Below are 11,164 nucleotides of genomic sequence, written 5' to 3'. Positions count from 1 at the left end.
CCACCAGCGGTGGTGACGGTGACTGCCACCGTCCCGGCTGAATGGGCTGGGGTCACCGCCGTGATCTGCGTCGAGGAGTTGACCGTGAACGAGGTTGCCGGTGTCCCACCGAAACTCACTGCGGTGGCTCCGGTCAAGTTCGTCCCGGTGAGCACGACCGTCGTCCCACCGGCCGCCGACCCCGAAACCGGACTGATGCTGGTCAAGGTAGGAACAACCGCACCATAGGTGTAGGGCAGCGGGTTGCTCGTGCCGTCCAGCAGTGCCTGTACGACGACGTTCACCGTGCCGGTTCCCGGCGGGACTATGGCCGTGATCTGAGTATCGGAGTCGATGGTGAATGTCGTTGCCGTCGTGCCGAACCGGACACTCAAGGGACCGACACCGCTGAATCCGGAGCCGGTGATGATGACAGAGTTGAAACCCGCTGGAGGGCCGGAAGCGGGGTTCAGCGAAGTGATAACAGGTGACATTTTCTTGCCTTCTAATCAGTGATCGGTGAAAAGGGTTCTCCCCCAGCAGCGCAGGCCTTGGCCCTACACCGCCTATGTCCAGTAACCCGCCAGCGGCGGCACTTCGGCAATGCATCTCATGTCCGTTTTCGTCCGGTCTGTTTCCGTTTTCGGGTTCGGTCGGTAGCTATTGGGAAACTGGACACCAGCGTGAGCTTGTCGCCCCGGCTGTGTGCTGGTGCCTGGAGCGAGTGGGCCGTCCCCGATGAATGAGACCACTTGGTATTACAGTCCTGTTTGGCCTGGTGAGGGCCGAGGGCGTCAATCTGTTCTATGCGCGCACTTCGCCGGCGAGGCGGTGCTAACGGGTGCCACGCTCCAGCGGCCGATCGTAAGCATCGCGTTGAGCGCATTCAGGTCTGCTCGTTGGTGCGGATTCTGCTATCGCTCCGGAGCGCTACTCTGTTCTGCTATGAGTGTCCGTGACCGAGTTCTGCAGGCCGCGCTCGACTGCTTCACCGAGGATGGGTACGAGCGGACGACGATCGCCCGGATCCGCGAGCGCAGCGGCGTGTCCAACGGCGCGTTGTTTCACCATTTCCCGACCAAGGAGGCGATCGCCGGCGCGTTGTACGTGGAGTCCATCAGCTCTGTACAGGACGGTTACCGGCGGGTCCTGGCGCAGCGGCCGACGGTGCTGGCCGATGCGGTGGCCGGGGTGATCCGACACCAGCTGTCGTGGGTCGAGACGAATCCGACGCGGGCCCGTTTCCTGTATTCGCAGGGGCGGCTCAACTGGACCACCGAGGCCGGCGGCCAGCTGCAGGCGATGAATGCGGACATCGGTGCCGCCTACCGAGAGTGGCTGGCGCCCTTCGTAGCTCGCGGTGAGGCCCGCGAGCTACCGATGATCGTGACAGTTGCGGTGGTTACCGGGCCCGCGCACGCCATCGCGCAGCAATGGCTCGCAGGCCAGCTTCTCGGATCTGCACTGGATTACCTCGATGACCTGGTCGACGCCGCGGTTGCGGGCCTGTCCGGAACGCCGGCACCTCGGCGCGAACCGACGATGCGCCCAGTGACCGGCCGGATCCGTGTTCAACTACTCGACAGCGAGGGGGTCCTCGTCGGCGAGGGCGAGGCGACTGCGGCACTGGACGACCTCCCGCGCTGAATCCCTGCCTGCGCCGGCAACCTCTACCGAGTAAAACTCCGGAGTGTTACTCTGCTGCTGACGTCTCACTCGTTCGCTGCCGAGCACAGGAGCCTCCATGATCACCGCGCCGACCACGGCCCACCCGTTCGACCTATTCGCCGAGCACTCTGCGATCCAGCATGAGGCTCGCCGTGTTGCGGCCGAGTTCGCCCCGCGTGCGGCCGAAATCCGCCGGCACCTGATCGATCACGGTGAGTTGCATCCGCAGCTGTGGAAAGACTTCTGTCAGCACGGGTGGTCGGCCCTGATGCTGCCGGTCAGCGACGGCGGCCACGGTGGCAGCCTGCTCGGCACGGCGCTGGTACTGGAGGCGTTCGCGGAGCAGGGCATCGTGTTGTGGATGCCGGTGCTGTCCTGTGCGATCGCCTATGCGATCGACCGGGTCGGCCCCGATGCGGCGAGACAGGCCTGGCTACCCCGGGTGGCTGCGGGTGCGTCACATCTGGGCATGGCAGCGACCGAGCCGGGCAGCGGCCACAACCTCTTCCGGACACAGACTGAAATCCGTTGCGAAGGTGACCATTTCGTCGTCAACGGGCTCAAGCGGATCACCTCGGGACTGGACCTGGTCGACCGCGTTCTCGTCTTCGGCCGGGCTGTTGAGGGTGACCGCGCCACCGGGTACACGACACTGCTGGTCGATCCGCGGTCGCCCGGTACGAAGATCACCGAGATCCCGATGCGTTACCGGGATGGAGTGCGCCAGTTCCAACTCGAGTTCGACCATGTCGCGGTGCAGGCCGACGCCCTCGTCGGCGCCGTGGGCGCGGGACTGTCCGCCCTGTGGCCGTTCACTCATGTCGAACGAGTCCTCACCGCCGCGATCTGCACGGGCTCCGCTGAATACAGCCTGGCCCGTGCCACCGCCCGGGCGAAGGATCGCATCGTTGACGGTAGCGCACCGATCGGCGCCGATCAGGCGATTGCCCACCCGTTGGCGCAGCTGCACGCACGGTTGGCGGCGGTGCGGCTTCTAGTGCACCGCACTGCGGCTCGCATCGATGCCGGCGTCGACGACCGGATCGCCGCTACGGACGCAAATGCCGCGAAGCTGCTCGCCGCCGACCTCGCATTCGACTCGGCAGACCACGCAGTCCAGGTCTTCGGCGCGGAAGCCTGGGATGAGCGTGAGGGCTGGCTGGATATCTACCTCGACGCTCGGCTGTCCCGATCCGGCCCGGTCAGCAACGAATTCGCGCTCAACTACCTCGCCAAGCACGCGCTCGGCCTCCCAGCGCACCGGTAGTGCTGCCCGCTGCAGCGGCCGGTGCCCACCAGCGGGCTCGCCGATCCGCCATGCACGCGACCGGCGGGCCGGGCCCCTGGCTCCGAACCGGAATCCCAGCCGTAGAACCAACGGCTGAGGCGCGCTGTGTGGAACCCTGCCGGCGGCATCGTCCTCCTGTAAACGCCCACCGCGCCGGCCACAACGCCTGTCCCAGTTGCCTCACTGTGCGCAGTAGCCGGGCGCCGATCCCGGCATACGAAACTCCTACCGCTCGAACCCTTCCCACCTGTCCCGCTGCATATTGGCGTTGAGGGAGCGTTCGAGCGGCGAGGGCTGGGCGCTGAGGATCGTCGGATGCTCGAACTCCGACCACGCCCGCTCCCACCGCGAGTGAGCTTCGCGACTGCGCAGGCCCAGCTCGTTCCGCTCCCCGTCATCTGGGACCTTGCGCACCAGATCGTCGAGCCGCTCGAGGTCCTGGCACAGCTGTTCGAGGGTTGCGGCCCCAGGAGCTGCGCCGGTACGGCTCAGCTCGGCGATGACTTCCCCGAATTTCTCTTTCAGCTCTTTCGGACTGTCCATGGTTGTGCCTCCCGCAGAACAGCATCGCACCGGAACCTGACGTGATCCGCGCGAATCGTGCTGGCTGTTGCGGGATTTCAGGACCGGTGCAGGTTAGGCACGCGGGGTCCAGTTGACCGGCAAGCGGCGTTAGCGAGGGTTTGCAACCGAAACACTTTGCTGTGGAGGTCAATTCGCTGGATTGGTGGGTGCTGGTGACCTCCGTTGTGACCGTCCCGATGTCCCAGAAAAGCAAACCGATCGCTCTACCTGCGAAAAGATGCGTTCGGCGGGCGGAAGCCTGTCGGTGGCGTGTGAGAGCATCCGGTACCTGGTTCAGGCAGTCGTTGCCTAAAAGTTGACCGACGAGAAGGAATTCACCACCATGGGATACATCTACGCCTAATCAGTTCTGGGAGTGAGCCCGTCGGGCAAACTCCTGGTGGTAGCCGATCGGCGGGTGAGCACTGTTGTGCCCTGGGCGTTGAGTCCTGACGATCAGGTCGGCCGCCATGGTCACCGGCCGACGTACCAGCATTCGTAGCTGCGCAGCGACGCCATGAGCTGGCGCCATTCCACGACAAGATGGGGCGCACTGGCAATCGGCGCACGAGGAGTGTGAGCGCCTGCGACGACGACACTTTCGAATGAATGCCAGCATTCCTGGCGTCCGCAGTTCGCGCAGATGTTCGGGTTGAAGCTGCGCCCGCGCTCACGCCGTTTTCCCAGTAGCGTCGCGGCGTCGGGTCGGCCAGCTGCCGTCAGCACGCTGCGCGCGATGTGCACGGGAAGTTCTTGGTCGGTCGTGATCGCTTCGACCATGCCGTCTCGTCCGAGCGCACGCGCTTCAACTGCCCACACCCACTGTTGCTCGCTTCCGCACCTGTCACAGATGTGCGGGAATCCCATGACATCGACGAGCAGTGTTGCTTTCCCCATAGACCGAGACTGCCATGCGTCCCGCCGCATCGGTTGCGATCGGCTGCGATCACGCCGAAAAGGCTGGTGGCGCAGCGGCTCTGGGCAAGGCAGCCCTGTGTCGGAGTCACGGCCGACGCTGGCGGCCGGGAGAAATTGTCAAAACCTGTGGTTCGGCAGGATTCAGGCGACCTCCGTTCGGGCGGTGCCGGCCGGGCCGGTTGACGGCGGCGGGTGATCTCGCGGGGGCGTTCGAGCAGCTTGCCTCTTGTGGAACAGGCACCGTTGCGGACGAGCGCGACGAGCTCGGGGGCGTTGACCTTGCGCCAGCGGGCCTGGGCGGCCTCGATCAGCTTGTAGGCCATGGCGATTCCTGCCGCGCGGGAGCCCGGCCCCTTGGTGACCTTGGTCCGCAACCGGACCGAGGCGAAGGTCGACTCGATCGGGTTCGTGGTGCGCAGATGGATCCAGTGCTCGGCCGGGTACTTGTAGAACTCCGGCCGTCGCGCAACGCGCGCCAGAACCCGAGCGCGCCGTCCCCGACCGCCAGGACCGGGGCGGTCATGCCACGGCGGCGGCAATCACGCAGCAGATCGGCCCACGGTTCGGTCGATTCCCGGTAGCCGTCGCTGAGCGCGACCAGCTCCTTGCGGCCGTCGGCGCGGACCCCGAGCATCACCAGCAGGCACAGTTTCTCCTGCTCGAGGCGCACTTTCGTATGGATGCCGTCGACCCACAGGTAGACGTAGTCGGTGCCCGACAGGTCCCGGGCAGCGAAGGCTTTCGCCTCGTCCTGCCACGACGCGGTCAGCCGCGTGATCGACGCCGCCGACAACCCGGCCCCGGAACCGAGGAACTGTTCCAGCGCCGCGCCGAAATCGCCGGTGGACAGCCCGTGCAGATACAACAGCGGCAGCACCTCGCTGACCTGCGGAGAGCGGCGGCACCAGGCTGGCAGGATCGCCGAGGAAAACCGTTGACGCTCGACGCTTTCCGGATCCACACGGCGGTCGTTGACCCGCGGCGCGGTCACGGTCACCGCGCCGGCGGCGGTCATGACCTGCCGCTGCGCGTGGTAGCCGTTGCGCACCACCAGCCGCCGGCCGTGCTCGTCGACCTGGTCGGCGAACCGGTCGATATAAGCCGCGACCTCGGCTCGCGACGCCGCAGCGAGCATCTGCCGCGCACCCTCGCGCACGATCTCATCGATCGCAGAACCCGACACCGGACCCGCCGCGCCGTCCGGATTGGACTCGGCGCCGCCGTGATTACCTTGAGCATGGGACGTACCTTCCCGCCCGGTGTTGGCGCGCCGAGCAGATCGAAACCCGTTGTCTTTCAGATCATCCGGGAAGGTAATCCCTCCCGGTCATCCACAGGTTTCGATCATGGCTCCCAGGTACATGAAGCTGTCGTAAAAGCTCTGCGACAACGACTTTGGTGGGTGTAGCTTGCCGCGCGTGACGAGGGAGCTGGACCCGGACGAGCTGATCGACTGCTGGACCCTTGTGAAGGGCGAGCCGAAGCCGGTGGAGACCAAGCGGGGCGCGGCGCGAAGCTGACTCGGCGACTACCCCGCCGCGCTCGACGCCCACGCTCACGAGGAACGCGGCTCCTAGGGTGCCGGCTGCTTCGGTATATCGGCCAAGGGCGGTGCGGGCGATCGCATGAAAGCGAAGGGCATGAGGCAGTAGCGCGAGCGGCGCGGCGCTAGGTCCGGGCGGCCCGGGAATCCGGGCGGGCCGATACCGAACTCGGTGGGGCGACGACCTCACCGGGCCCTGTTCGTTCCGCAACGGCCCGGTTGGCGCAGGTGCCGATGCCCTCGATCGTGGTACGGACAAGTTGCCCTGCGCGCAGGTAGAGGCCGGTGGTCTCGCCGACTCCGCTGGGTGTGCCGGTGAGGATCACGTCGCCGGGCAGCAGGGTCAGGAATCCACTGATGTAGGCGACGAGATCCGAAGGCGAGAACAGCAGATCGGCGGTAGTGCCGGTTTGCAACAGGTGGCCGTCTATCTCGCAGGTGACCGCCAGGTTCCGGGCATCGTCGAGTTCGTCGGGACCGACCAGGACCGGCCCGAGCGGGGTCGAGTGGTCGAATGTCTTACCCTGCAACGCTTCGCTGGTGCGGTGTTGCCAGTCGCGCATCGAAATGTCGTTGGCGACGGTGTATCCGGCGATCACCGCCCGCGCCTGCGTGGAATCGATCCGGTAAGCGGGACGGCCGATCACGACGGCCAGCTCGGCCTCCCAATCGACTCGATCACTGACCGCTGGGAGTACCAGCGGCTGTGTGGGGCCGAGCAGGGTCGAGGCGAACTTCGCGAACAGGGCCGGGTAGACCGGTTCGGGCCGGCCCAGCTCGCGAATGTGACCGCGGTAGTTCAACCCGACACACAGTATGTGGGCAGGCTCCGGGGAAACCGGCAGGTATTCGACCGCGCCGGCATCGAGTTCGGCCAGATCCCGGACGGCGCTCCGGCCTCTCATCGCGGCCACCGCATCGGGGGCGTCGACGACGATCAGCCGATCACCCTCGACGCGAGCGGCGGACACGGCACCGTCGTGCCGGATCGTGGTGTATCTCATCCGATCTCGACCGATTCCCCTGCGGCGAGCCGATGGTACGGGGCACCGGTGCCGGGCCCGTTGTCGCCGAGCAGTCCGCCGACCATCGCGATGCCGATGTCGTTGAGGGCACCGTCGTGTACGGCGTAGGCGCGGCTGGGAGCCACTTCTCGCACATAGTCGATCAGCTGACCGGTCGTCGACCACGGGCCGTGCACCGGCAGCAGCAGCGTGTCGACGGTGACGTCGGGCACGGTGAGTGCGTCGCCGGGATGGAACAAGGTGCCGTCGATGAGGAACCCGATGTTGCCGACCCGGGGAATGTCAGGGTGGATGACCTCGTGCCACGTCCCGAACACCCGCACCTCGAATCCGGCCGCGGTGAACACCTCACCGGCACCGACCGCGTCGACGCGCTGTTGCAAACCGTCCAGCTTGCGGGCCACCGCGGTGTTGGTCCAGATCCGCAGCGCCGGATCAGCTTCCGCCGCCCTGCGCAGCGTCTCTTCGGAGAAATGGTCGAAGTGCTCATGGGTCACCAACACCGCATCGACACCGTCAAGGGCACGCGGATCGGTGAGACCGCCTGGATCGACCACCAGCCGCCGGCCATCGATTTCGACACGGACACAGGCATGGCCGAACTTGGTGAGCTGCATGAGATTCCTCTCCCGTAGCAGATATTTACAACCAAATTGTACAACCGAACTGTACAGTTAAGTTCCATGATTCGGCTAGTATGGGGTGGTGAACGACACCCTGGCCGAAGACTTAAGACAGGCGATCGGCGCACTGGTTCGTGTCGTCCGGGTCGCCGACGCCATGCCGCCCGGCCACGCGGCCATTCTGGGATATCTCGACCGCGACGGACCGCAAACCATCGCCGAGTTGGCGCACCGCCGCACGGTGACCCACCAGTCGGCCGCCAAGTCGGTCAAGGAACTACTGGACGTTGGCCTGGTGCGCGCCGAACCGCATCCCGTGGATCGCCGAAAGCGGTTGCTGTACATCACCGACGACGGAGTTACCCGCCTGTCGCAGGAGCGCGCTCTGCGCGCGTCGTCGCTGGGCGACGCTATCTGCGGCGCGCTCACCGTCGGCGAGCAAGAGCGGATTCGCGACTGCATCCCCCTGCTGGACAGGCTCACCGTATATCTCAGCGCCCATGGTGGTGATCATCCCGGCGTACTTGCGCAGGGCGCTGTGGCGGTGGCCGGTGACGATCATCGCGGCGTCGGAGGTGGCGGTCTTCAGAACCAGCAGGTCCGTATCGTCGAGGATCGGAAGCCGTAGCCGCAGTATGCTTTCCATCCGCTCCCACGCCTCCCGCGAATCAACATCGGGGCGCATTGCCCAGCGATGTCGGGATTCGATCCAGGCCGAGGCAGTCCCGGGCATGTCGGAACTCGGCCCAGCGTGAGCGTCCACCGCATTGCGCCTGTTCACTGGAGGTCGAGTCCGGCCGCGGCTTCTTCGGCGGAGTCGCTCGGAGCGCGGAGAGCCGGGGAAGGTGTGCACACCCGCACCGTGAGCTGGCACAGACATAACAGACCCTATTTCGCGGCGTAGATCGTGCGCCGCAGCGCCCCGTATTCCTCGAGCGCCGCCGCCAGCGCGTTCTGACGCCCGGACGCCGAGAGTTTCCCGACCAGCAGCGACGCGGTGGCGTGCCCCGAATTTCAACAACCCCGCCAACCGGAGCAGGTCGTCCCAGTGTTCGGCGATCAACTCCATGTTCACCCTGCGCGTCATCAACGGTCCCGTGCGCGGAAACCGTGTCTCGATATCGGTGCGCGGACCGGGCCGATACAGGGTGATGCGGCCCAGATCCCGAATCCGGGGCGAGAGCTGTAACCCGAGCAGGTCGAACAGCCCGAAATTCACCAGCGTCACGCCATGGGTGTCGGTCGTCCTGGCGGCATTTTCGCCAAGCCGCCGCCGAGGAGGTCCGCGCCGAGCTACGCCGTGGTGGTGGCCGGATCGGCGTACCACTGCCCATCGCCGGCGCACCGCACCCACAGCTGTGGGTTGTGATGTTGTCGGTCACCCACCGGTTGCGTTCCGTAGCGGTGTCCGAGCTCCAAACGCGAAGTGCTCCAGTATGTTCGGGTCAGGCCCGTTGGGAAGACCACCATAGCAATTACAGCGAAGGATGACTGATCATGAAGCGATGGATCAGGCCCGCGGCACTGTCGGCCGGCCTCGCGGCTTTTGCGATCGCGTTGCTCATCGACAGCTGGAACCCGGCGCGAGCTGCGCTCTATGCCCTCGGCTGGGCGATCGTGACCGGGCTGCTCGTGTTCACGGAATGGCGGACACAGCAGTAGCCGATGGCGGCCAGCCACCTTCGACCCGAAGGGGGCTGGCCGTGTAGCCACCAGTCCGCGTCGTCAGCGTGGTGGGTGAAGATTTCGCGGTGTCGGTCGTTGCCGACGCAGGGCCGTCTTCTTTTCCCTCGACGGTGGGCAGCCCTGCGGGCGGCGCAGGTTTCGGGAGCGTTGTCGCGTCTTCCGTCGAGATTTTCCAGTTGTGGTGCTGCCGTCGTGGACTCGAAGCAGCACCTTCACCATGGAGATGTCGTCGGTGCGCTTCTCAGGATCGCGAGATAAGGATCCACTCCAAACCGGGGGAACCAGGACCAGGATCAGAATGATCAGCAGTCCGCCGATCAGCCACGGCAAGGCGGGCAACGGAAATGACAGCAGGGCTGCAGTTGCTCCGATGCCGCCGGCAGAGGCATGGATCGTCGTCTTCAGCGAGCGCATCGGGAAGCCTCCCGCTGGTAGCCCACACGATCCGGTGCAGTGTTGATCACGCGGAGACCTTCTTCCGCTTCGCCGCATTGCGGCTGATCGGTGCGGCGCCGAGACTTTCCCAGGTGCGTTTTACGCAAGCGTTCTATGGCCGCATTCGCGGCCGAGCCCACGCACAACTTGAGAAGATGTTGAAAGCGTCTGTGTGCCAACGGCTTCCCTGGCGCGAGGCCTCGCCCGACCGGGTGATGCCAGTCTCGGTCTGAAAAACTACGAGCCCGAGCCAGGTCATGGTCGCGGTATGCCCGGCGTCGGCGGTGCCGAGGGTGATACGGATCCGCATACTGGTGGCGACATCCCGCCGGGTACCCATTCCGCCTGCGCGGCTGGTCCTACACAGCGGTGTCGGGCAACGGGCCGCGGTCCTCGGGGAGAGGTGGGCGGGTGTTGAGGTAGCTGTAGACGGTGTCGCGGTGGACCCCGAATTCCTTGGCCAGCTTGGCTTTCGGCTCGCCGGCCGCAGCGCGGGCGCGTAGGGCGCGGGCTTGTTCGGTGGTGAGGGAGGGTTTGCGGCCCTTGTAGACGCCGCGGGCTTTGGCTTTGGCACTGCCTTCGCGTTGGCGTTCGAGGATGAGGGCGCGTTCGAATTCGGCGACCGCACCCATCATGTTCAGCAGCAGGTTGGCCATCTGGGTTCGGGTATTGGGTGGTGGATTGCTCCCGGCGTGTTGTTCTGCGCGCAGGACCCCACCCTCTTCACCACCTGGCAGGGGCACATCATCAGCGGCCACCTCCACTTCCTGACCCCGAGTGACGCGACCACCGCAACCAAAGCGGCGCGCCAACTCCTACCCGACGACACCAACGAACTCCGCCAGGTGCGAGGTCACAACCCGGACTGGTCGAAGGTCTCGACTGGCACCTGCAAAAGCATCGAATACCACTCGGACACCCTCGCCAAGACCGTCTCCAGCATCAATCCCACCTGGAGGGACGCCGATAAAGCTGAGTTCACCCTCTACAGCGGAAAGTCGTCGAGCGACGTCGGATCGGACACCGCCTACGACGGCTCACACATCAAAGAGATGCTCATCGGGATCGGCAGCATGACGCCGAATCCCGACGGCAATTACCCCTGCTGAAGGACAGCGCCGACCACAGGCTGTTTTGGGTCCTCCACCTGCCTGGTGGGGCAGGCAAGCCGTGGATCAGTAGTAGGCCGGATCTGCGAGGCTGTGGCCGGCGTAGACGGCGCGGTCCAGGCGGCCGGGGCGGCCGAGGAATCGTTCCTGGCTGGCGCGGGCGATCTCGGCTTTCCGAGAAGCGTTCCGGCCCTTCAGGGTTCGCTGTGCCTTGCTGTGCGTTGCTCGCAGGCGCATTCGGGGTAGTCCAGCGGCGGGGTGTAGACCGTCGCGCCGCAGACGCGGCACTGGTGTGTGCGATGCCCGGTCCGTGCCGGGGAACTTCC

Annotated in this window: 12 protein-coding genes and 3 pseudogenes; 5 read left to right on the top strand and 10 right to left on the bottom strand. The window is 65.7% G+C overall.

Annotated features, from left to right (window positions below; genetic code table 11):
* Positions 1 to 473 (bottom strand): IPT/TIG domain-containing protein (locus ON33_RS44345; protein ID WP_174391487.1); only part of this gene is annotated, 473 nt, incomplete at its 3' end.
* A 451-nt stretch (positions 474 to 924) separates the two neighbouring features.
* Here ON33_RS44345 and ON33_RS05935 point away from each other — a divergent pair.
* Both ON33_RS05935 and ON33_RS05930 read left to right on the top strand, forming a co-directional pair.
* A complete protein-coding gene (locus ON33_RS05935; RefSeq protein WP_040856148.1) occupies positions 925 to 1,626 on the top strand; it encodes a TetR/AcrR family transcriptional regulator in 702 nt (233 codons plus the stop codon).
* A 97-nt stretch (positions 1,627 to 1,723) separates the two neighbouring features.
* Positions 1,724 to 2,914, top strand: coding sequence for an acyl-CoA dehydrogenase family protein (locus ON33_RS05930; protein WP_040856146.1), 1,191 nt, complete (start codon positions 1,724 to 1,726; stop codon positions 2,912 to 2,914).
* Between the two features lie 246 nt (positions 2,915 to 3,160).
* Here the strand turns inward: ON33_RS05930 and ON33_RS05925 are convergent, their stop codons facing one another.
* The 5 genes and pseudogenes from ON33_RS05925 to ON33_RS05910 all read right to left on the bottom strand — a co-directional run bounded on the left by ON33_RS05925 (position 3,161) and on the right by ON33_RS05910 (position 7,602).
* Entirely contained in the window at positions 3,161 to 3,478 is a 318-nt protein-coding gene (locus tag ON33_RS05925) for a hypothetical protein (RefSeq protein ID WP_040856144.1), read from the bottom strand.
* 495 nt (positions 3,479 to 3,973) lie between these two features.
* A complete protein-coding gene (locus ON33_RS40965) occupies positions 3,974 to 4,279 on the bottom strand; it encodes a hypothetical protein (protein ID WP_157184424.1) in 306 nt (101 codons plus the stop codon).
* Between the two features lie 329 nt (positions 4,280 to 4,608).
* Positions 4,609 to 5,600: pseudogene (locus tag ON33_RS05920) on the bottom strand (IS256 family transposase); the annotation flags it as partial.
* A 485-nt stretch (positions 5,601 to 6,085) separates the two neighbouring features.
* Entirely contained in the window at positions 6,086 to 6,964 is an 879-nt protein-coding gene (locus ON33_RS05915; RefSeq protein ID WP_063710948.1) for a fumarylacetoacetate hydrolase family protein, read from the bottom strand.
* Positions 6,961 to 7,602, bottom strand: a complete 642-nt coding sequence (locus tag ON33_RS05910; protein WP_040856141.1) for an MBL fold metallo-hydrolase — start codon at positions 7,600 to 7,602, stop codon at positions 6,961 to 6,963. The genes ON33_RS05915 and ON33_RS05910 overlap by 4 nt, the downstream gene beginning before the upstream one ends.
* Positions 7,603 to 7,690: 88 nt before the next feature.
* On the opposite strand from ON33_RS05910, the gene ON33_RS05905 reads away from it, so the two are divergent.
* Positions 7,691 to 8,236 carry a MarR family winged helix-turn-helix transcriptional regulator gene (locus ON33_RS05905; protein ID WP_218001375.1) on the top strand — a complete coding sequence of 182 codons (546 nt, stop codon included), beginning with the start codon at positions 7,691 to 7,693 and terminating at the stop codon, positions 8,234 to 8,236.
* Between the two features lie 263 nt (positions 8,237 to 8,499).
* Here ON33_RS05905 and ON33_RS44240 read toward each other — a convergent pair.
* Positions 8,500 to 8,851, bottom strand: a pseudogene (locus ON33_RS44240) (Tn3 family transposase); the annotation flags it as partial.
* Positions 8,852 to 9,105: 254 nt separating this feature from the next.
* On the opposite strand from ON33_RS44240, the gene ON33_RS40960 reads away from it, so the two are divergent.
* Entirely contained in the window at positions 9,106 to 9,270 is a 165-nt protein-coding gene (locus ON33_RS40960; RefSeq protein ID WP_157184423.1) for a hypothetical protein, read from the top strand.
* A 63-nt stretch (positions 9,271 to 9,333) separates the two neighbouring features.
* Here ON33_RS40960 and ON33_RS40955 read toward each other — a convergent pair whose 3' ends face one another.
* Both ON33_RS40955 and ON33_RS05900 read right to left on the bottom strand, forming a co-directional pair.
* Positions 9,334 to 9,708: a hypothetical protein gene (locus ON33_RS40955; RefSeq protein WP_157184422.1), complete on the bottom strand. Its 375-nt coding sequence runs from the start codon at positions 9,706 to 9,708 to the stop codon at positions 9,334 to 9,336.
* A 380-nt stretch (positions 9,709 to 10,088) separates the two neighbouring features.
* Positions 10,089 to 10,418, bottom strand: a pseudogene (locus ON33_RS05900) (helix-turn-helix domain-containing protein); the annotation flags it as partial.
* A 3-nt stretch (positions 10,419 to 10,421) separates the two neighbouring features.
* On the opposite strand from ON33_RS05900, the gene ON33_RS05895 reads away from it, so the two are divergent.
* Positions 10,422 to 10,838, top strand: a complete 417-nt coding sequence (locus ON33_RS05895; protein WP_051151689.1) for a hypothetical protein — start codon at positions 10,422 to 10,424, stop codon at positions 10,836 to 10,838.
* Positions 10,839 to 10,904: 66 nt separating this feature from the next.
* Here the strand turns inward: ON33_RS05895 and ON33_RS40950 are convergent, their stop codons facing one another.
* Positions 10,905 to 11,075: a hypothetical protein gene (locus ON33_RS40950; RefSeq protein WP_157184420.1), complete on the bottom strand. Its 171-nt coding sequence runs from the start codon at positions 11,073 to 11,075 to the stop codon at positions 10,905 to 10,907.
* Between the last annotated feature and the right edge of the window lie 89 nt (positions 11,076 to 11,164).

The sequence above is a fragment of the Nocardia niigatensis NBRC 100131 genome (assembly GCF_000308655.1).
Classification (GTDB): Bacteria; Actinomycetota; Actinomycetes; order Mycobacteriales; family Mycobacteriaceae; genus Nocardia; species Nocardia niigatensis.
This window is presented reverse-complemented; position numbering and strand designations above follow the sequence as displayed.

What these genes read in the sequence shown, in the direction of transcription:
- ON33_RS05935 (WP_040856148.1), top strand. Translation starts at nt 925, where the DNA reads ATGAGTGTCCGTGACCGAGTTCTGCAGGCCGCGCTCGACTGCTTCACC.
- ON33_RS05930 (WP_040856146.1), top strand. Translation starts at nt 1,724, where the DNA reads ATGATCACCGCGCCGACCACGGCCCACCCGTTCGACCTATTCGCCGAG.
- ON33_RS05925 (WP_040856144.1), bottom strand. Translation starts at nt 3,478, where the DNA reads ATGGACAGTCCGAAAGAGCTGAAAGAGAAATTCGGGGAAGTCATCGCC.
- ON33_RS40965 (WP_157184424.1), bottom strand. Translation starts at nt 4,279, where the DNA reads ATGGTCGAAGCGATCACGACCGACCAAGAACTTCCCGTGCACATCGCG.
- ON33_RS05915 (WP_063710948.1), bottom strand. Translation starts at nt 6,964, where the DNA reads ATGAGATACACCACGATCCGGCACGACGGTGCCGTGTCCGCCGCTCGC.
- ON33_RS05910 (WP_040856141.1), bottom strand. Translation starts at nt 7,602, where the DNA reads ATGCAGCTCACCAAGTTCGGCCATGCCTGTGTCCGTGTCGAAATCGAT.
- ON33_RS40960 (WP_157184423.1), top strand. Translation starts at nt 9,106, where the DNA reads ATGAAGCGATGGATCAGGCCCGCGGCACTGTCGGCCGGCCTCGCGGCT.
- ON33_RS40955 (WP_157184422.1), bottom strand. Translation starts at nt 9,708, where the DNA reads ATGCGCTCGCTGAAGACGACGATCCATGCCTCTGCCGGCGGCATCGGA.
- ON33_RS40950 (WP_157184420.1), bottom strand. Translation starts at nt 11,075, where the DNA reads ATGCGCCTGCGAGCAACGCACAGCAAGGCACAGCGAACCCTGAAGGGC.